This window comes from Desulfitobacterium chlororespirans DSM 11544, from assembly GCF_900143285.1.
GTDB lineage: Bacteria > Bacillota > Desulfitobacteriia > Desulfitobacteriales > Desulfitobacteriaceae > Desulfitobacterium > Desulfitobacterium chlororespirans.
This window is the reverse complement of record NZ_FRDN01000006.1, coordinates 334,023-354,334: the sequence shown is the minus strand read 5'-3', so window position 1 is coordinate 354,334 and position 20,312 is coordinate 334,023. Positions and strand designations below refer to the sequence as shown.

At 47.6% G+C, this 20,312-nt stretch carries 19 protein-coding genes and 2 riboswitches; of the genes, 4 read left to right on the top strand and 15 right to left on the bottom strand.

Annotated features, from left to right (window positions below):
* Positions 1-8: 8 nt before the first annotated feature.
* Complete coding sequence (locus BUA14_RS10010; protein WP_072772478.1) at positions 9-1,007, bottom strand: metal ABC transporter substrate-binding protein; 999 nt, start codon at positions 1,005-1,007, stop codon at positions 9-11.
* A 227-nt stretch (positions 1,008-1,234) separates the two neighbouring features.
* A complete protein-coding gene (locus BUA14_RS10005) occupies positions 1,235-2,629 on the bottom strand; it encodes an ATP-binding protein (protein ID WP_072772477.1) in 1,395 nt (464 codons plus the stop codon).
* A gap of 235 nt (positions 2,630-2,864) precedes the next feature.
* Here BUA14_RS10005 and BUA14_RS10000 point away from each other — a divergent pair, with 235 nt between their 5' ends.
* Entirely contained in the window at positions 2,865-3,560 is a 696-nt protein-coding gene (locus tag BUA14_RS10000) for a response regulator transcription factor (protein ID WP_072772476.1), read from the top strand.
* Positions 3,553-4,863, top strand: coding sequence for a HAMP domain-containing sensor histidine kinase (locus BUA14_RS09995; RefSeq protein WP_072772475.1), 1,311 nt, complete (start codon positions 3,553-3,555; stop codon positions 4,861-4,863). The genes BUA14_RS10000 and BUA14_RS09995 overlap by 8 nt, the downstream gene beginning before the upstream one ends.
* 110 nt (positions 4,864-4,973) lie before the next feature.
* Here BUA14_RS09995 and BUA14_RS09990 read toward each other — a convergent pair whose 3' ends face one another.
* From BUA14_RS09990 to BUA14_RS09950, 9 genes are all read right to left on the bottom strand, one after another.
* Positions 4,974-5,576: an ABC transporter ATP-binding protein gene (locus BUA14_RS09990; RefSeq protein ID WP_072772474.1), complete on the bottom strand. Its 603-nt coding sequence runs from the start codon at positions 5,574-5,576 to the stop codon at positions 4,974-4,976.
* The gene (locus tag BUA14_RS09985; RefSeq protein ID WP_072772473.1) at positions 5,576-6,388 is read right to left on the bottom strand and encodes an ATP-binding cassette domain-containing protein; all 813 of its coding nucleotides are present in this window, start codon (positions 6,386-6,388) and stop codon (positions 5,576-5,578) included. Before BUA14_RS09985 ends, BUA14_RS09990 begins: the two co-directional genes overlap by 1 nt.
* Before the next feature lie 12 nt (positions 6,389-6,400).
* Positions 6,401-7,270 (bottom strand): ABC transporter permease, encoded by an 870-nt coding sequence (locus BUA14_RS09980; RefSeq protein WP_072772472.1) that lies wholly within the window; start codon positions 7,268-7,270, stop codon positions 6,401-6,403.
* A complete protein-coding gene (locus tag BUA14_RS09975; RefSeq protein WP_072772471.1) occupies positions 7,264-8,241 on the bottom strand; it encodes an ABC transporter permease in 978 nt (325 codons plus the stop codon). The genes BUA14_RS09980 and BUA14_RS09975 overlap by 7 nt, the downstream gene beginning before the upstream one ends.
* Before the next feature lie 120 nt (positions 8,242-8,361).
* Positions 8,362-10,005 carry an ABC transporter substrate-binding protein gene (locus BUA14_RS09970; RefSeq protein ID WP_072772470.1) on the bottom strand — a complete coding sequence of 548 codons (1,644 nt, stop codon included), beginning with the start codon at positions 10,003-10,005 and terminating at the stop codon, positions 8,362-8,364.
* Positions 10,006-10,306: 301 nt separating this feature from the next.
* Positions 10,307-10,496: riboswitch (cobalamin riboswitch) on the bottom strand.
* A 149-nt stretch (positions 10,497-10,645) separates the two neighbouring features.
* On the bottom strand, positions 10,646-11,749 hold the full coding sequence (locus BUA14_RS09965) for a metal ABC transporter permease (protein ID WP_072772469.1): 1,104 nt from the start codon (positions 11,747-11,749) through the stop codon (positions 10,646-10,648).
* Positions 11,733-12,656, bottom strand: a complete 924-nt coding sequence (locus tag BUA14_RS09960; protein WP_072772468.1) for a metal ABC transporter permease — start codon at positions 12,654-12,656, stop codon at positions 11,733-11,735. Before BUA14_RS09960 ends, BUA14_RS09965 begins: the two co-directional genes overlap by 17 nt.
* A 1-nt stretch (position 12,657) precedes the next feature.
* Positions 12,658-13,413, bottom strand: a complete 756-nt coding sequence (locus tag BUA14_RS09955) for a metal ABC transporter ATP-binding protein (RefSeq protein ID WP_072772467.1) — start codon at positions 13,411-13,413, stop codon at positions 12,658-12,660.
* An 11-nt stretch (positions 13,414-13,424) separates the two neighbouring features.
* Positions 13,425-14,366: a metal ABC transporter solute-binding protein, Zn/Mn family gene (locus BUA14_RS09950; protein WP_072772466.1), complete on the bottom strand. Its 942-nt coding sequence runs from the start codon at positions 14,364-14,366 to the stop codon at positions 13,425-13,427.
* A 143-nt stretch (positions 14,367-14,509) separates the two neighbouring features.
* Between BUA14_RS09950 and BUA14_RS09945 the strand changes: the two genes are divergently transcribed.
* Positions 14,510-15,013, top strand: coding sequence for a metal-dependent transcriptional regulator (locus tag BUA14_RS09945; RefSeq protein WP_072772465.1), 504 nt, complete (start codon positions 14,510-14,512; stop codon positions 15,011-15,013).
* 173 nt (positions 15,014-15,186) lie between these two features.
* Positions 15,187-15,948 (top strand): N-acetyltransferase, encoded by a 762-nt coding sequence (locus BUA14_RS09940; protein WP_072772464.1) that lies wholly within the window; start codon positions 15,187-15,189, stop codon positions 15,946-15,948.
* Between the two features lie 101 nt (positions 15,949-16,049).
* Here the strand turns inward: BUA14_RS09940 and BUA14_RS09935 are convergent, their stop codons facing one another.
* From BUA14_RS09935 to tsaA, 4 genes are all read right to left on the bottom strand, one after another.
* Positions 16,050-16,844, bottom strand: a complete 795-nt coding sequence (locus BUA14_RS09935; RefSeq protein ID WP_072772463.1) for an ABC transporter ATP-binding protein — start codon at positions 16,842-16,844, stop codon at positions 16,050-16,052.
* Positions 16,844-17,824, bottom strand: coding sequence for a FecCD family ABC transporter permease (locus BUA14_RS09930; RefSeq protein WP_072772597.1), 981 nt, complete (start codon positions 17,822-17,824; stop codon positions 16,844-16,846). The genes BUA14_RS09935 and BUA14_RS09930 overlap by 1 nt, the downstream gene beginning before the upstream one ends.
* A gap of 171 nt (positions 17,825-17,995) precedes the next feature.
* Complete coding sequence (locus BUA14_RS09925) at positions 17,996-19,549, bottom strand: ABC transporter substrate-binding protein (RefSeq protein ID WP_072772462.1); 1,554 nt, start codon at positions 19,547-19,549, stop codon at positions 17,996-17,998.
* A gap of 123 nt (positions 19,550-19,672) precedes the next feature.
* A riboswitch (cobalamin riboswitch) is annotated at positions 19,673-19,853 on the bottom strand.
* 18 nt (positions 19,854-19,871) lie between these two features.
* Positions 19,872-20,309 (bottom strand): tRNA (N6-threonylcarbamoyladenosine(37)-N6)-methyltransferase TrmO, encoded by a 438-nt coding sequence (gene tsaA / locus BUA14_RS09920; RefSeq protein WP_072772461.1) that lies wholly within the window; start codon positions 20,307-20,309, stop codon positions 19,872-19,874.
* Positions 20,310-20,312 lie beyond the last annotated feature (3 nt).

Here is a 20,312-nt window from a genome sequence, read left to right as displayed (position 1 = left end):
ACAACTCCTTATTGCAATGCCGCTTTCAACGCCTCCAAATTCTGACGCATCACGGCCAGATAATCATCTCCCGCCGCCTGCTGCTCATCACTAAGCCCTTCAATGGGACTGAGCACTGCCGTTTTGGCTCCGGTAGCTTTGGCAATGGTCTCGGCGACTTTCGGACTTACCAGCTCTTCAAAGAAAATAACCTTAACCTCATGCTCTTTGGCGAATTCAATCACCTCAGCCATCCTTGCCGGATCCGGTTCGGAATCAGGAGCCAGCCCTTCGATGCCAATCTGATTGAGTCCGTAAGCCCCGCACAGATAGCCAAAGGCCTCATGGGAAACAATAATATCCTTTTTCGGCAGAGGGGCAAGAGTATCCTTAAATTCTTTGTCCAGCCCATCCAAATCAGCTGCGTACTTTACATAGTTGGCTTCATAATAATCCTTGTTGTCCGGGTCGGCTTGAACAAGAGCATCCTTAATCGTCTCCATCTGCTTTTTGGCATTCAGGGGACTGAGCCAGGTATGGGGGTCATATTGCTTTCCTTCGTTCTCATGATCCTCCCCTTCTTCATGTTCTTTTCCTTCGTCTTCATGCTCATCTTCATGGTCGTGTTTATGGTGCCCCTCTCTGAGGGTAATATCTTTGGAGGCTTCCACAGCAATCAGGGCTTTATTCTGGAGGGATTCCAGAACATCCTCCACCCAATGCTCCATACCGGCTCCGTTATAGACAAAGACATCCGCCTTTTCCAGCCCCGTAATATCGGCGGCAGAAGGCTCCCAATCATGGGGCTCCATTCCGGCCGGGACCATATTCACTGCGGCAATCTTATCCCCGCCGATCTTTGCCGCAAAATCATACATTGGATAAAAACTGGTATAAACGGATAGCTTTTCACTTTGAGTTTGCTTATCATTCGTATTTGGAGAAGAAGAATTCTGCACCTGGCTGCACCCCGCCATCAGGAACAGAACCAAGCCTCCAACTAGGATTTTACTCCAAAGTCTTTTCATTTTCAATAAACCCTCCTTGAATTTTTTATGATTTTTTAAATGCATATAATTCGCATTCGCATTTTATTATAATTTGGGAAACTTTGGTTGTCAAGAATTTGTTCCCTGCCCTCTCCGGAATTTCCTTGTTCAAATAATTTAGGCCGAATTAGCTGCTCAAGCAACCGATTCGGCCTAAACTAAGAATCTTTTAGTCAATTATCCGTACCTATTAAAAATAGGTTATACTATTCAATCAATTGATCCGCTGTCACCGTTTGAATGCCTTGCTCCACCGCAGCGCGAATAACCTCGTCGGTGAAGCCACTTTTGGAGAACAGCCAGTAATCTATCCGGTTGTTTTTATCTTTTGGCATGAACTTCGCCTGCATCTGCCTCAGCTCGGAAAGGTTAAACGCACTGTTTTTATACTTGCATTCACCCAAGAGAAATCTTTGTTTGTTTTGGTCGGTAGCCATTATGTCCAGCTCATCGGTCTTGTTCCACCAACGTCCAATCTTAGTGAAGCGAAAGGGCAGAGCATTTTTCCGATTTTTCCGGCGCAAATACTGACGGCAAATGTCCTCAAATACATAAGAGGTATATCTGTCCAGCTCCGGCTTCACCACATAGCGCCAAACACCCTCGGCGTCTCCTGCCTCCAGCTCGGACAGGTTGGGGAACACAAAAGCATACCAAAAGCGGAAGAAGCTGTCGGTAACCTGATACACTCCCCGCTGAATATTTGCCTGTGCCTTGACGCCGTCCGCTACTGGAAACTCCCGAGTCAGGACGCCAAGGTCGATGAGATTCTTCAGATAGACACTCAGTTTGGTTTTTTCAATCTGTGTTTTCTGATGGATGTCGTTCATCCTGGTGTTACCCATGGCCACCGCCTCAATGATGGCGTTGTAAGTAGCCGTTTCCCGCAATTCCTGCCGCATGAGAAATTCTACCTCACTGTACAAGATACTGCCTCGGGAGAGGATATTGAGCCGGATATTTTCACCTAATGACAAGCTGTCGTCAAACTGTTTCAGGTAGTGTGGGATGCCGCCCAGCACGGCATAGGTGGTGATCTTATCCAGCGAGCTGTAGTGGGGCACGAACTGAATGGCATCGTAAAAATCCATCGCCTTCATCTTGAGAATACCGGTGGCCCGTCCATACAGCGGATTTTTCTCTGCTAAAATTTCCTTCTCAATAAAAGACATGGCGCTGCCGCAGAGAATAATCAGTACATTCTCATTTTTCAGCTTCTCATCCCACAGATTTTGCAGGATGGATGGAATAGCGCCGTTGCCCTTGACCATATAGGGAAACTCGTCTATGACCAGCAGTTTTTTCTCCTCACCCGGCAACTCTGCGACACTTCCCAGCGCCTGCGTCCAGTCGGAGAAGCGTTTGATGTATTGCGCCGCGGGCAGCCCTTTTTGCAGCATCCGCTCGCTGAATGCGGTCAGCTGTTGCTCATCGGGGCTCTCTGTGCAAGCGTAAAACACATGGGACTTGCCCTGGCAAAACTTCCGTAGAGTCTCGGTCTTACCCACCCGTCGACGTCCGTACAGGATTACAAGCTGCCCGCCTCTAGCGGTGAAGCGATCCTGTAAAAACTGTAATTCCTCTGCACGTCCAACAAACACAGCCGCACCCTCCACTCTTTATATAATCATAATTATTATAATCTAAATTATATAAAATTATACCGTCTGCAAGTAAAAAATACAAGTACTGCAGTTCCCTGCCCTCTCCGAATTTCCCCGACTAATATTTCGTGATATAGTTAGTCATATAGTTAGAAGTATAGCAAGTGGTAACGGCTTCCCGCCTTGTCTGGAGGAAGGGTACAGGGATAGCTTTAAGGAGGAGGAGGGTAACATGCCGGAAAACTCAACCATTCTTGTGGTGGACGACGATCCTGAAATACGGGAAATTATTCATATCTTGCTGCAAAGGGAAGGTTTTGCAGTGCAGGAAGCTACCGACGCAGACACCGCCTTGGCAAGGCTTACACCTGAGGTGGATTTGGCTATTCTGGATATTATGATGCCGGAAAAATCCGGGTTTGAGCTATGTTCGGAAATCCGCAAAACCACAACCATCCCCATTTTATTCCTGACCGCCAAAAACCAGGATACGGATAAAGCAGAAGGATTCACCTGCGGCGGCGACGATTACCTTATCAAACCTTTTTCTTCAATTGAATTGATTTCCCGGGTAAAGGCACTGCTGCGCCGCTATCTGATCTACCAAAAGCAAGAGCCTGCCTCTAAAAAAGAACTCAGGCTGGGGGATTTATATATTGATTTAGATACGGGAGCAGTTTCTCGTTCGGGAGAAAAAATCGCCCTGACCAGCATGGAATATCAGGTGTTTCGGCTCTTATTGCTCAACCGCCGCAAGGTTTTTTCCGCTAAGGAAATTTACGAATACATCTGGCAAGAGCCCTTTCTTCCTCTTTCCAATAACACGATCATGGTCCATATTAAAAACTTGAGAAGAAAATTAGAGAAGGATTTAGGGCGTCCCCAGTATATTCGTACTGTTTGGGGAAAGGGGTATTATATTGAATAGGGCAAAACGTGAATATAAGCTGTCCCAAACCTTGATGATAACGGCTGTTTTGGCATGCCTTGCTTCCGCTTTGCTTTTTCTCGGTCTGCAATACCTATCCCGCGGCATCATCCACGATTATTGCAAAAAACCGGAAGTAATTTCTGCTCATATCGAGAAAAAAATAACCAGCCTGCGGCAGTATATTAAAGACAATCATATCTCTTTGTCGGACCTGTCCGAATTGGATAATTGGATGCGGGGGAAGGAATTAACGGAGATTGTGATTTATCACGACAATATGTTGATCTATAGTTCGCATACCCTGTCGCCGAGCTTTTCTTTTCCCAGCCAACCCAAATTTCCCGACTTTTATCTATGGCATAATAAATATATATTGACTTTCCAGGAGGGAACCGCTGAAGTTTTTATCAAGGACTTTTTTGAACACCGTTATATAGATTATATTACTTATTTTAATTTGCTGGTGTTCTTCCTCTGTTTCATTACCATCATGGTCTTTTTCATCCATAAAAAGGTGTCCTATATCAATACCTTGGAAAAGGAAATAAGGATTTTAGAAGGGGGCGATCTCCATTACTCAATTACCATCAAGGGCAACGATGAACTGGCCTCTCTGGCCCAGGAAATTGATGAAATGCGCAAAGCGTTCATCGCACGGGAAGACTACGCTGAACGGGTTCGAGTGGCCACCAACACCTTGATGGCCGGTGTCTCCCATGATCTCCGCACCCCTCTTACGGCATTAATCGGCTATCTGGAGGTGCTGGAAGGTGAAGATATCCCGGCCAGGGAAAGCCCTTTCCTTCGCAAATGCAAAAATCGGGCCCTGCAAATTAAAGACTTGATTAACCATCTGTTTGACTACTTTTTTATATCCACCAACGATTATAAGGAGATTGACTTAAAGCATTACCCTGCTCAAGAAGTACTGAGAGAAATGATCCATGAGCATATCTATTTAATGGAACAGAGTGGCTTTACTGTTTCCTCCACTATTGAGCTGCCTGAGAGAACGATCAAGGTGGACCCAGGCATGATTCAGAGAATATTTGACAATATGCTCTCCAATGTGCAAAGGCATGCTGATCCTGCTCATCCGATCCGGTTGTATAGCACCATTGACTCCGGGGAGTTGGTTTTAGTCTTTGAAAATCATGGTCAGCATTCTCTGGAACCTACTCCCAAAACAGGCCTGGGCTTAAATAATTGCCAAAAAATCATGCTCCTGCATCAGGGGTGGTTTATATATAGGCAAAACGATCATGTATTCACAGTTCAACTTTCTTTCCCGCTTATCTAAGTGCTGCAACAAGAGGATGGCCAATTTTAAGCCATCCTCTTGTCTATAGTCCGTATTTTCTCCTCTGTTTCACTTCAGTTTTCCTAGGCACCCCTATCCCAAGATTGTTCCTACGTATTCCCAACTTTAATGACATTGTCACACAGGCGGTTGAGGAGACTGATCTCATGGCTGACCACAATCACGCCGATCTTTCTGCTTTGGCAAATATCGAGAAAACCATGCCAAATCCTGGCCTGGGTAATAGCGTCCAGCATAGTGGTCATTTCATCGGCAATAATATATCGCGTCTGTGGGTTCAAAGCACGCACAATACAAAAACGCTGCAACTCTCCGCCGGAGAGCTCGATAGGCCAGCGCTTCCGCCAATCTTCCCGGATGCCGAAAGCATCCAAAATATCCTGGGAAGGGGTATAGGTTTCGGTTAAGACATCCTCCATTTTCCAACGGGGATTGATGGCCTTTTCCGGGTGCTGATAGATCAATTGGACCGGGCGAAAGCCTTTTGGGGCCAAAGGCTGAGCATCCACGCTTACCCTGCCGGTCTGGGGATGGATATATCCGGCTAAAACCCTGGCCAACGTCGTTTTCCCGCAACCGCTGTATCCGGATAAACCAAGAACTTGGCCGGGTAGCACCTTGATGTTCATATTCTTAAAAATCCACTGATCCTTTTGATAACAAACCCCCAGATTCTCTCCGCTCAAAGCCATTATGCTTCCCACCTCAATTCCTGGCAGGCAAAATCATTTTGTGGTAAGGCCCGCCATAATTTTCTGGCATAGTCTGTTTGCAGCTGTTCCCCCGTTCCGGAAAAGGCAGATACCGGGGAGATCTCTATAGTTTGTCCATCCTTAATCACAGCAACGCGATCGGCAATTTCAAGGGCGGACATGATATCATGGGTGATGAGCATCACTCCGGCCCCTTCCCGGGCAAACTGCTGCAGCTGTTTAAGGATTTCCGCCAGAGCCTGGGGATGGATGCCGGGGGTTGGTTCATCAGCTATAACCAGCTTTACTCCCTCTCTGACGCTGGTAGCAAACAGCACCCTGCGCAGCATACCTCCCGATAGTTCATGGGGATAAAGCTTTCCGTCGCTTTCTTTTAAGCCGTAATGGGCAAACAGCATGTTCTGCCTTTCTTGTGCTTTTTGTTTAGCCAAGCCAATCTGGACCTGTTTGCCCACCGGCATCAAGGGATCCAGATAATTAACCGACTGAGGTATAAAGGAGATTTCCCGGCCCCTCAGTTCTTCTTTGCGCCTTTTGGTTAATTCTTCACCACGATACATAATACTACCGGAGCAAATGGCATTGGTAGGGAGAATTCCCAGAACGGCATGGGCCAGCAAACTTTTCCCTGAGCCGCTGGCCCCCACAACCGCGACGATCTCCCCTTCAGCGATATCCACATGAAGGTTGGCAATGGGCTGTATGAGACGTTTTTGAGTTCCTCTAAAATATTGGGAAAACCCAATGGACAGATTTTCTACTTTCAATAAAGGTTGGGCTGCTTTAAGCATGATTCCTACCTCCTATTCATTGGAGCTGGTCGGGTCCAGCAAGATCCTTAGTTGTTCGCCAATATTATCAAAGCTCTTGGCCACAAGAATCAACAGAATTCCCGGGAACAGGATCAGCCACCATTGGCCTGTAGAAAGATGGCTCATGGCTTCGGACAGAATAATCCCTACAGCCGGTGTTTGGGGTGACAGCCCAAAGCCTAAAAAGGTGAGGGCTGCCTCATGCAGGATGACATGAGGAAACATTAGGAACGAGCCAATCATAATTTGCGGAAATACAGAAGGCATGACATGTTTTCTGGCAATATACCAGGCGGACTTACCATAACTTTGGGATAGTTGGATGTATTCCGCACTCTTTATCTGCAACACTTCAGCCCGCACCACCCTGGCCAGTGAGGTCCAGTGGGTCATGGCGACGCCGATAACAATGCCCCGTATCCCCCCGCCCACGATATAACAGATTAGAATCATGAAGATCAGGTGAGGCATACCGATGAAGAGGTCAATGAGCCAGGAAATCAGCTCATCTATTTTTTTGCCGAATAGGGCGGCGGCGGTCCCGAGCAGGGTGGCCACAGTAACACTGATCACCGTAGCAAATATGCCAACGGCCAGGGACAGCCGCAGCCCTTTCATGGTTCGGGTAAACATATCCCGGCCCAGCCAATCCGTGCCAAACAAATGTTGCAAGCTGGGCATAAGGTTCTTGCTGGTATTGTTCACGCGAAGATTATCGCTGCTTAAAATAAAGCTAAATATAAGGATCAAACCGATCAGGCAGGCGGAAAAGCCAATCATCCAAATGATCTTTTTGCGCACATTACCTGTTTTTCCCATATCAAGAAGAACGTCCTCTTTCCTTCCTAATTGCTCTAGCATCTTAACTCCCCCCTTTTAATGCGCGGGTCGACAATGGTATTTAAGATGTCGGCAATAAAATTGCCAATAAAGACAAACAAGGAAGCGATTAAAATAATTCCCAGCAGCAGGGGAAGATCTCCTTTTAAGCCGGCGGTGGTCAGAGTGCTGCCCAACCCTGGATAGGCAAATACCTGCTCCGCCAGAACGGAACCGCCGAACAATTCACTGAAATAGGCAAACTGAATGGAAATAGCCGGAATAATGGAGTTGCGGAAACCATGGTTTTTGAAAATTTGCCAGGTTGTTTCTCCCCGTGCTCTGGCAAAGGTAACATATTCCGTATTGAGGATATCGATCATTTTTTCCCGGGTATGCATGGCGATATTGGCAACCCCTAAAAGGCTTAACGTCAAGGCGGGGAGAATGAAATGGCGGAGGCGATCCACCAAAGTAACATCGGCATCCGCTAAACCAATAGGTTTAGTCAGGCCAATCGGAAACATTCCTAACCAAACTGCAAATACAAGCAGTAAAATTAAAGCCAGCAAGAAAGTGGGTATGGAAACTAGAATATAACTGTACCATTTAATAAAGCGATCCAGCAGCTTCCCTCTTCTCATGGCGGCCACCGCTCCCAGTATATAGCCGAAAACACCGGACAAGAGCCATGCTGTTCCCATGAGCGCAAAGGATGTCATGGCTCTGCTTTTAATAATGTCGATAACGGGGACTCTATACAGCTTGGACATACCAAAATCACCCTGCAGCAGGGCCCCTGCCCAGGAAAAATACTGTTCCACAGGAGATTTGTTAACCCCCCAGTATTCCTTCAGCTTTTCCAGCTGTTGCTGCGACATCGAGGTATCACTGATCGCATAGGCATTGACCGGATCAATCGGAGACAAATGGATCAACCAGAAGGTCAGGATGGATAAGCCAAGCATCAGGGTAATCATGCGCAGAAAGCGCCTGAGGATTTTTTGAGACATGAACACAGCACCTCCCGTTTATGTAGCGGCCCCATTCAAACAGGTGCGTTCAAAACGCCAATGCTTCGGGCAGGCGTTTCAGACGCACCTGTTCTGATAGAGCGTTCAGCTTGATTGGCTTTATGGGTTGATTGACCACTCCGTAATATTGCCAAACAGCCCAAATTCATAACCATGGGAATGCATCAGTTGGTTGCCGATATTCACCTTATCATTGACAAGATACAAATGGTCCACCCGGGCCAACCAAACGATGGGAACGTCACCAAGGGGGCTGAAACCGGTTTTTCCATCCCATTGGGCCAGTTTCCAGTACTTGTTGGCTTCCTCCTGGGTAGATGCATGCATGGCTTTATCCAGATGATCATCCACTACAGGATGTATATAGTGAGTCATATTGTTATAACCGTGATTAAGTACCTTCGAGGAATACATGGTATACAATTGATGAGGGTGAAGCCGCCCGCCTCCCCATAAGCAGGCATTGGCCTTGCCCTGGATAAATATTTCATCCCAGGTAGCACCAATGAGATTGATCTTAATACCCAGGCTAAGGGCCTGATCGGCAACAGCTAAGGCGATGTCGCCGCGCAGCTGGTCACTGGAAGGAAAATATAAATCAAATTCTGCCTTCAGCCCGTCCTTCTCGACGATGCCATCCTTGTTGGTATCGGCCCAGCCGGCATCTGCCAGCAACTGTTTGGCCTCTTCAACCCGGCCATCCTCAATGACCGTTTTTTCATTAAACCAGGGTGTGCCGTCCACAATGGAATAGGCAGCCTTTCCGTATCCGTCCATGGTCACATCAATAATTCCCTGACGGCTTAACCCGATGTTCAATGCCTGGCGGATGGCCAAATGAGAGGTAATATCATTGCCGACTTTGACCTCGTTGGCGTTGATATACCCGGTTCCGCCGCTGGGCAGGACAGGAAGAGTAATCCCTCTGGAATCAACGCTTTCCAGAACGTGTAAAGTCATCCCCGGTAGGGTTTGCCCGGCAAATTTGGGAGGAATGTAACAAATATCAACTTGACCGGCCTTGGCCGCTGCAAAAGCGGCATCCTCTTCCAGCAGCAGGAAGGTGAGTTTCTTGAAGTGAGGCTCCTCACCATACCAATAAGGGTTATAGTCCATGATGATTTGTTCGCCGTCATTATACTGGGTTACCTGATAGGGTCCGGAGCCAATGGGATTTTTGGAATAATTGTCATCATAAATATGTTTAGGCACAATACCGATTTCGGAAAGCTGACTGACAAATGTGGAACGTGGCTCTTGCAAAGTAAACACGATGGTATCCTTGCCTGTAATCTCCATTTTATCCACAAAGGAAAGGTCAAAGGCGATGCCGTCTTCTTTCAGCATTTCATAGGTAAACAGGACATCCTCTATGGTAACCGGGTCGCCGTTGGAAAATTTGGCATCATTGCGGATTTTGAAGGTCCAGGTAGTGCCGTCTTTACTCGTCTCAAAAGATTTGGCAAGATCGCCGACAAAGGTTAAGTCCTTCGTGGCTTTAAGCAGCGAGCTGTGGGTTAAGCGGATTTGTCCGATAGCACCCCAGGTCTTTTTCGGATCGAACATCCCATAATCGGCCATTCCCACAGCCAGGACCAGTTCCTCCTTCTTCCCCTCCTCCGGCGCCTTTGAAGTCGTCGGGGAGGGACTGCACCCAGGCAGGCCAACCAAAAGAACGACAACCAGCAGAATCAGCAGGGGAGCGAACCGCTTCCGAAGCAAATGTAACTTGGGCTTGTTCATCTTTTCTACCTCCATAAAAATAGTTAACTCCCTTACCTGCACCTTTGCTCATGGGCGGGGAAACTCCGCTCCTCCCGGCAATTTAGGTATGCTCAAGTAAGTTAGCTGCCTCTAACTATAAAAAAACTCTTATATAATTTCAATTTCTTTCAGCTAATCTTTAGAATTCTTCAGAATCACTGACCCAAAATCATTGACCCAAAACAAAAAAACCTTTTCCAAACGGAAAGGGCTTTCTATCCTGTATTTAATAATAGTGTTCTGAACACGATATCCACCTCCCTAACATCCCGTAGGTTGTTTCGAATCCGGGGCATGAGCAGGTCTCCTGGCTTAAGTTCCTCATTAACTCCCGTCTTCCCGGATATAACTATCCAGTGACCTTATGGTGAGTTAACTCCCTTCTACAGTGGCGGGCACCGCGTCAGCTTTGACTGACTTCCCTTAAGATTTTTCCTCTGAAAAATCGTACTCGTCCCCATATGAAATTATAGATAGAATAAGAAATTTCTTGCCCAATTTCAATGCATTTTAGAGAATCTTTAGAATTCTTCAGAATTACCTTCTTCAGAATCACTCAATCTAAAACAAAAAAAGCGGATACCTCCTGCACGGGGATATCCCTTCTTTTCTTGAAAGCTTAGCCCGAAAGCAATGCCTCATAGCTGCACAGGCTGGTCAGGCGCCCCTGTTCGGTCAGTTTGACCACGCTGTTGTTTAACTCAATACATCCTTCCTTTTGCAAAAGGGCTATCAGATTTTTTGTAAGCTCCCCATCCAGGCGCAAATAACTTTGTATCTCAGCAAGGTTTGCTTCACTTTCCTCATGGTGATAAAGATGAAACAACAGTATCATTTTCGCAAAGCCTATTTTTTGATTGCGGCGTCTGCTCAGCGTGCTCACAAGCCCCCGGCCGGGAGCAAAGATAAAGACCAGCAAGAAAGAAATTCCCGTCATCATGGCCATACAACCGGCGATGGATACGTCCAGCAGGGCTGCCGCCCGATAGCCTAATAAGCCGTTGATGGCCCCGATCGCTCCGCTTAAAATCAACATCCGCTTTAAATCATCGGTAAGCAGATAGGCCGTAACCGGTGGGCCAATCATAAACGCTACCACCAAAATGGAGCCCACCGCCTGAAAAGCCCCTACCGTGGTAAGGGAAACCAGGGTCATCAGGCCGTAATGGACCAGGGTCGGCGCAAAACCCAACACAGAGGCCAGCATGGGATCGAAGGTGGCAAGTTTCAGCTCCTTGAAGAAGATGATGATCACCGCCAGGTTAATAAGCAAAAGAGCCCCTGTGGTATGAATGGCTTTCGCGCCGAGATCCACTCCCCCCACGATCATGCGGTCAAAGGGAGCAAAGGCCAGCTCCCCCAGCAGCACCGAATCAGTGTCCAAATGCACTGAACCCGCATAGCGCGTAATCAAGATAATGGCTATGGAAAAGAGGAGAGGGAATACGATACCGATGGCTGCATCTTCCGCCAAAAGCCGCGTACGCCCCAGCATTTCCGTCAGCCATACGGTGACGACGCCCATTAACGCCGCACCGGCGATCAGAAACGAGGAGGAAAGATCATGGGTGACGAAAAAGGCCAGCACAATGCCCAGCAGAATCGTATGGGTGATGGAATCCGACATCATGGCCATTTTCCGCAGCACCAGAAAGACACCGGGCAGAGCGCAGGCCACCGCCACAATGACGGCAATGAGTTGTATTTCAAATTGTGGGGACATCAGGCCCACTCCCTTCCAGTTTCAGCATCAGCTTATTCTTCCTGTGCCGGTATACCCTGTGCAGAATACCTCTTCCCGGAGCAAACAGAACACTGATCACAACGAGGAGACTGGCGCACACCACAATGGCCGGTCCTGTGGGCAATTTAGGCACCGCAGAGCTGGCGGCGGTTCCCACCACACCGGACACAGCGCCGAAAGCGGCGGCAAGCCAAACCATCACCCCTAACTTATTGGTCCATTGGCGGGCGGCTACGGCCGGACTAATCAACAGTGCACTCATGAGAATGACCCCTACCGTCTGCAGACCGATGATAATGGTCAATACAATCATAAACGACAGCAGTAAGTTCAGCTTTTTGGGGGAAAAGCCCAGATTATGGGCAAAATCACTGTCAAAGACAAAGAGTTTAAATTCTTTCCAGAACACCAGGACAAGGAGCAGCAAAACCGCACCGCAGACGCTCATCAGGATAATGTCCCTTTGCAGTAAGGTGGAAGCCTGGCCGAAAATGAAGCGCTTGAGCCCTGCCTGGTTGGAATTGGGGATCTTTTGCACATAAGTCAGCAGAACCATCCCCAAGCCGAAGAAGAAGGACATCACCAGGGCCAGAGCGCTGTCAAATTTGATGCGGGTGTGCCGGACAATACCCACGATCAGCGCCGTGGCGATCAGTCCGGAGAGCAAGGCCCCCAGAAGCAGGATTTCCGTATTTTTGCTGCCGAGCAGGATAAAGGCGATGACCACGCCGGGCAGGGCGGAGTGGGAAACCCCGTCGCCCAGAAGGCTTTGCTTCCGCAATACGGCAAAGCTTCCCAATACCCCGCTGATCATCCCCAAAAGAGCCGAACCCAAGGACACTGTTTGAAACGTATAGTCATTAAGTAAGGCAAGCCAAGTGTTCATATCACACAACGCTCCTCAAAAGGGCACCGGTACTCCGGTAAGCCATTTTCAAGTTTTCCTCATGAAAAACCTCTTCCACCGGTCCGCTGGCAATCACCCGCAGATTGATCAGGGTCACCCAGTCGAAATAATCGGCCACTGTCTGAAGATCGTGATGGACCACCACCACGGTTTTTCCCTGCTCTTTGAGTTCCTTCAGGAGCAAGACAATGGCTTTTTCCGTTTGGGCATCCACTCCTTTGAAGGGCTCATCCATGAAGTAAATCTCGGCCTCCTGGGCCAGCGCCCGGGCCAGGAACACCCGTTGCTGCTGGCCGCCGGAAAGCTGGCTGATCTGGCGGGAGGCGTATTGCTCCATTCCCACCTTTTTCAGCATTTGAGCGGTCAACTCATAATCTGCCTTGCGGGGCCGCCTGAACCAGCCCAGCTTACCGTAACAGCCCATCAGGACCACATCCTGCACCGTGGCCGGGAAATCCCAGTCCACACTGCCGCTTTGGGGAACGTAGCCGATACGGTTTTTCAGGGAATGGCCCTCGCCCTTTCCCTCGCTGAAGCAAATTGCCCCGGTGACGGGCGTCAACAGCCCCAGCATCGCCTTAATCAAAGTTGTTTTTCCTGCCCCATTGGGCCCGACCACCGCCATCAAAGTTCCCTTGGGTACCTTAAGATTAACATCCCATAAAACCGGTTTGGCATCATAGGCCACGGTGAGAGTTTCCACCTCTACCGCATGCTCCATCCCCTTCATATCCACATCTATCCCTCCTATGCTTTTAAAGCATCCACAATCGTGTCGATGTTGGAGCGGAAGGTTTTGATATAGGTCTCGTCGCCGGATCCTTCCCCGCCCAGGGAATCGGAATACAGCTCCCCGCCGATGGCCACGTCAAATCCTTGGGCCTTAACCGCCGCCTGCAAGGCTTGGATGGTTTTGGGCGGCACCGAGGACTCCACAAAAATCGCCTTGATCCGCCGTTCGACGATAAAGCTTGCTAAGGCGCTGACATCACTGGTTCCCGCTTCAGAATCCGTGCTGATGCCCTGAAGGCCCCGAACCTCGAAACCATAGGCGTTGCCAAAATACTGAAAAGCGTCATGGGCCGTGATCAGAACTCTCTGCTCTTTGGGCAGCTCAGCAGCCCGCTTTTGGATATAGGCATTCAATTCATCAAGTTCTGCAAGGTACCGTTCCAGATTGGCTATGTATGAGTTTCCATGTTCCGGATCAGTCTGGGCAAAACCTTCTGCTACACCTTGGGCCGCTTGTTTCCAGAGTGTCACATCAAACCAAATATGCGGATCATAGACTCCTCCATCGTCTTCGGATACCAGCAATCCCGATTTGTCTATCCCTTCTTCTACGCAAATAACAAAGACGTTCTGAGCAGATAGATTTTCAAACAGTTCGCTCATTTTTCCCTCAAGGTGCAGCCCATTGTAGACTACAACATCCGCCTTTTGCATCCGCTCCACATCCCCTGCACTGGCCTGATAGAGATGGGGGTCAATTCCCGGCCCCATCAGACCGTTTACACTAACATGCTCTCCACCGATCACACCGGCTAAATCTGCAAGCATAGTCGTCGTGGCCACGACATTCAGCGAACCTTCCCCGGATTCCGTTTTGTCAGCTGTCTGGGAGCAGCCTCCCGTCAACAGAATCAAACTCAGTACAATACCCAACATTTTTTTAAACTTTTTATTCATAGCGAACCCTCCTGTTATGTTTTTTAGTCTTGGTGTTAGGTAAGGGAAATACCCTTTCTCTTGACTAATCCAATCTATGAATCCTAAGGAGGGAGTGTTACGAATAGACTAGACTAAAATTAAAAAAAAGGATTTGATAAGCTATGGATAACAAGTCCGGCTCTGAGTATCGTACAGTACGCGGCTATCAAATAGCTAACTATCAGGAAAACAAGCTGACTCCTGCCATGGAGGATTATATGGAAATGGCTTGCCGGCTTTGTCTGGAAAATGGCTATACACGGATCAATAAACTTGCGGAGCTATTAAATGTGCGTCCCTCTTCAGCATCAAAGATGATTGCCAAGCTGAGCGAGCTGGGCTATTTGCAATATGATCTTTACGAGAGCATTCTCCTGACCGAGAAGGGAAAGGAAACCGGTACCTATCTTCTCTATCGTCATGATACGGTGGAGCAATTTCTGAGACTGATCGGAAATATTAATCCTCTGGAGGAAACGGAACTGATTGAACACTCCCTCAATGTCTCTACCGTATTGCAACTCCATACTTTGTTGAACTTCTTTGCCCAAAACACTGCTATTCAAGAAGGCTATGAGACCTTTAAAAAAGCTGCTAAAGAAAACCCGGCTTCGCCGAGCCTTTGATTCATATCCCTAGTGAAGTGAAGCCGTTAATTGCACCAGTGAAAAAATAAACGGACTTTCCCTATGCCGGATTCATAGGAAAAGTCCGTTTATTGGTGTTTTTGCTGCAGTTTCTGGCAACTTTTGTGCTATTATACAAATAGAAAGGTACTACGTTAGGCGAGGTAGAACTTATGAAATTTAAAAGAGTGACCTTAGACAATTTGGCTTCCGAACATATTTGCTGTGCCCTCACCGATAAAAAAGGCGAAACCTGTGTCGCATCAAAAAAGGCCTGGCTTAGTCAACGCTTAGGCGAGGGATTGGTCTTTGACAAACTCGATGTACGGGGAAAAGTTTTTATCGAATATATCCCGGCTGAAAAAGCCTGGTGCCCCATTACAGCCAATCATTATATGTTTATTAACTGTTTCTGGGTTTCCGGGCAATACAAGGGTCAGGGCTATGCTAACTTATTGCTGGAGCGTTGCCTGGCTGATGCCAAAGCAAAAGGAAAGCAAGGGCTTGTGGTTTTATCTTCCGAAAAGAAAATGCCCTTTCTCTCCGATCCGAAGTACCTGAAATACAAGGGCTTTCAGATCGCCGATCAAGCGCCTCCCTATTACGAACTGCTTTATCTTCCTTTCAGTCCCCAAGCAAGTGTTCCCCAATTTAAAGCTTGTGTGAAAAACGGCCCTATTGATGAGGAAGGATGGGTTGTCTATTATACCAATCAATGTCCCCATACCGAAAAATATGTTCCGCTCCTCATCGATCATTTAAAATCAAAAAAGCTTGCCGGCAAAGCCGTCAAAATTGAAACAAGGGATCAGGCACAAAAAGCACCCAATCCTTTTACCACCTATGCTCTTTTTTATAACGGCCAATTTATTACCAATGAAATCCTTACCGAAAAAAGTTTTGATAAGCTTTTTACCAAATTAAATCCCCGCTGAAAACCCTTCCCATCATCATTATCTCTAAAACTACAGCTATCGGCCCGAGCCGTTTTTCATCCTTTGCTGGTGGTGCTGTAGCAGAGGCATGGGGGCCTATTCTATATCCTGCGCACTGAGCAGACCGGCGAAAGGATGGGCACTCCGTTTTCGTCATAGGTTATATTGGCGATCACCCCATAAACTTCTTTCAGCATGGAAGCCGTAATGACTGCCCTGGGTTCCCCCGAGCTGTAGAGGGCGCCCTTTTCATCAACCACCACAATATGCTGGGCATATCTTGCCGCAAGATTAATATCATGCAGAACCACAATCAGATCCACATTTTGCTCGGCCACTATTTTCTGCAGAAGTTGACACAGCTCTAACTGCTTTTGCAGATCAAGGGAGTTGACCGGCTCATCGAGAAGCAGGACTTGAGGATTTCTGACCAATGTTTGGGCAATAAAGACCAGCTTTTTTTGCCCTCCGCTTAATTCCGAAAAATTGCGGGAGGCCAGATAGTCTATATTAAGGGAACGCAAAGTATCCATAACAATGCTTAAATCTTCATCCGCTACCTTATAACCCAGTTCAGGCAATCTCCCTAAAATGACCATTTCCAAAACCGTAAGGGTCGATAGCTCCACATCCATTTGGGGCAAATAGGACATGAGCTTGATTTTATCCTCCGTACACATGGCGGTAATGCTTTCTTGGCCGTAAAAAATCTCCCCCTCATAATCCAACAGACCGAAAATGGTTTTAAGCAGGGTGGATTTTCCCGCCCCGTTAGGACCAAGGATGACATTAAAGCCTTTGGCAAAGGTAAGATTAAAATTGGCAAACACCTTAAGGGGTGCTTTGCTTTTTTTATAGGTTTTATAGGAGAAACTTAAATTATCTACCCTTAACATCACATACTCCTCATTTTTTTACTGAATATAATGGCAATAAAGAAAGGAATACCAATAACTGAGGTAACCAAGCCGATGGGCAGGATAACCCCTCTGACCATCAGCTTGCTGATGACAAAAGCCAGACCCATGACAAAAGCACCCAACAGCCCTGATAAAGGCATAAAAAATCGTTGATCTTCACCGACCAGCTGACGGGCAATATGGGGGGCGATCAGACCGACGAATCCTATGGTCCCCACAAAGCAGACCGATACGGCAGCCAGCAAAGAGCTTACGAAAATAACCATTCTCCGCACTTTGGCCGTATCGACACCGATACTTCTGGCTTTGGTATCATCCAGGGTCATTGCGGTCAGTTTCCAGGCATTTTTGAACAAAACCAAAAAACACACTATCAGCACCACAAGGACAATAAAAAATTTGCCCCAGGTGGTTTTCAATAAGCTGCCGAAATTCCAGAAGATTAAACTTTGCAGTTTATCCTCGTCGGCGACATACTGCAAGATCATGGTCAGAGAGTTAAACAAGAAATTTAACGCTACCCCAAAAAGAATGATGGCCGTTTTATTGATTTGTCTCTGCCTGGAAAAGGTATAGATGGCCACTGCCACCAAAAGGGCAAAGGCGAAAGCATTGACCGTCACAGCCAGGGTTTCCGGGACCTTCAGCACATTAGCGTTCAAAATCAATCCCATGGCCGCTCCGAAGGAAGCGGCGGCGGAAATTCCCAGGGTATAAGGACTGGCGATGGGATTGCGCAGGATGGTTTGCAATTCACAGCCGCTGATACCTAAGGATGCACCCACCACGATGGCCATAAGAGCCATGGGTAAACGGATATCCCTGATGATCATGGAGTTATGTCCATCCCCTTCTCCCGTGAGCAGCACCCGCAATACTTCACTAATCGCTATGGAAGAGGAACCGATGGAAATATTCAGGACCACTAAAACGATCATTGCTAGTGAAAAGCTCATAATCAAAAAGATTCTTCTCTTGATCAGCTGATTATATAATTTGCGGTTGGCATTTTCTTCATGCTTAATCTTGATTCACTCCTTAGCCTTTCTTGGCTGAAATCAGCTCAAACCGGCATCCAAAAGGGCTGCGGATCGTTGGCGCCAACTTTCCGAAGCCCTTTGCCGTTTTTATTTTTTTAAGGAAGTACTGTTTTCAAGGCCCGTAAACCAGGTGCTGATATCGCTGTCCACCAGCATAAATTTATCGAAAAATTCATCAAGGACCACCTCCGGATCAAGGTCTGCGAATTCTTCAGGATAGAAGAGCTTGGCCATCTTCAGACAAGGATAAAAGGCATAAATGGAACGGCTGGTTGAATGGGCAAATTCATAGACCTTGTTATTTTTAACCGCCTGCAAATTGCTCCAGCCGGTTCTGTTGATAATATCGTACTGTGGGGGTTCTTTCTTTTTATTAAGGCTGTCCAGCCAACCGTCATTGACACCGCTGAGAATGATATAATCCGGATCAGCTTTGATGACATACTCGGGATCAAGGGTATTGCTGCTTCCTCCCGCGGATGCCTTATCTAAAAGCACGGCATCGGCAATATTGTCACCGCCGGCAATAGCAATGGGCAGACCCCACCCGGAAACGCTGGTTCCTGTGCTCCCGAAGACCTCGGAGTAGCCTGACTTTTCATAATAAACCGTGGGCTTATCCTGACGCTGGGCAAGATTCTTGGCAGTAATGAGTCCATACTGCTTATCCATGAACGCCACGACTTCGGCGGCTTTTTCTTCTTCCTGGAATATCTTGCCCAAGAGCTTCATGGTCTCCTGAACCGACTTATCTAATTTTTTGCCGGGTACATCGATGAGCACGATATCGATTCCTGCCGCCGCAAGCTGATCTTCTATTTCCAAGGCATATTTATGGGCAGCCATGGCTGAGTTGACGATGAGAACATCGGGATTCATGGACAGCACCATTTCCAGGTCAAAGGGCGCGTTATGATCGGAGATCTGGCCTATATGCTGGGTATAGTCCCTAACCAGGGGCTTATACAGCTGGGCATATTTTTGAATGCCACCGCCGCCGTCCTGTCCGGAAGCAACCAGCATTGAAAAGGCCTCCTTCCCTTTCAGCGGTATAATATAGTCGATGACATCCATGGTGCTGATAGCATAGGAGGAAATAGGCAGGTCAATGGTTACCTCTCTGCCTTTGACATCCTTTATGGTTATAGAACTTGTCGTCTCTTTTTTAACGGGCATGGTATCCTTATTCAGAGGGGATATTACATTCGCGCTCCCCTCTTCAGCAGCGACATAGCCGTATTGAACAGGATCTTGACCGGCTTCCTTTAAAGCCGCGGCCACCCCATTGATAATCCCCTTACTGGTCAGTGTCGCACCGGCAACCACATCCACATCCAGGGACTGAGCTTCAATAATACGCTGGGGTATTTTCTCGATGGCGATGCCGCCAACATCCTCAGTTTCCGTATTTTCGCCTACAGTAATCTTCGTGATTTTTCCTTCCTTATCCACGTCCGCTGTCACTTCAAGATCCCCGTGATAACCGGGCGCTTTCGCCGTGTAAGTCCCGGCTGCAACTGCTTTTTCAGCAGGTGGGTTTTCCGCCGGTTTGTTGGCAGCTGCTGAATTGCAGCCCCCCAGGAGCACCATCATGACGATGACCAATAAAGCAGCTGTTTTTTGTCTATAGCTTTTCTCCATTGTTCTCCACCTTTCTTTCTGACTTCTTCTCGTTTGAGCATCCAAGCTTCTGCCCTGGTTTCTTACGTCTTCCGCTTGATTTTGGGCAAAGAAAATAAACCACCCTCCCCTCCGGAAAATGAATTGTAGTTTTATCAACAGGCAGGTCTCCTGGCTCGCGCCTTTATTTATCGCCTTCCCAGTCTTCGCCAGTGGCATGAAGATAAATAAATCTTTAACGGCGCTTACAGTAACGGGGGTTGCTCAGGATTTGCACCTGATTCCCTTTTCATTACTTACGTAAACCTGTCAATAGTTTCTTATTCAGCTTTAAACAACCAAACTATATCCCTTTATCGCTGAAACCAGTCTCGTTCAATTGACCAGTGGTTAGGTCGATATAAGGCTTAATATCAAGTACAGGAGTATTATCCAACATATCCACTCCTTCGAAAAACAAGCGGTTACCCTCTCTTTTCCTGAACCGGACTATGGACAGGCCGATGCCGTTGGGCCGGTTGGGAGATCGTGTGGAAAACACACCCATGACCTGATTGTTTCTGCGGGAAAGGGTCGTCAGCTTATATCCCGGGGATTTATGAAAATAAAACAAAATGGCCCCATAGCCCCCTGCTTGGATATCGGCAATACCTTCCTGGTATTCTTCGAGAACTTCAATAACAGCCATCGTTTCTCCCGAAAGAGTGCTTTGCCTGGGGGCGTCGCCCTTTTCCTTATAAGGAGACCGGATATATCCGATCGGTTTCATTAAGATCTCCACTGA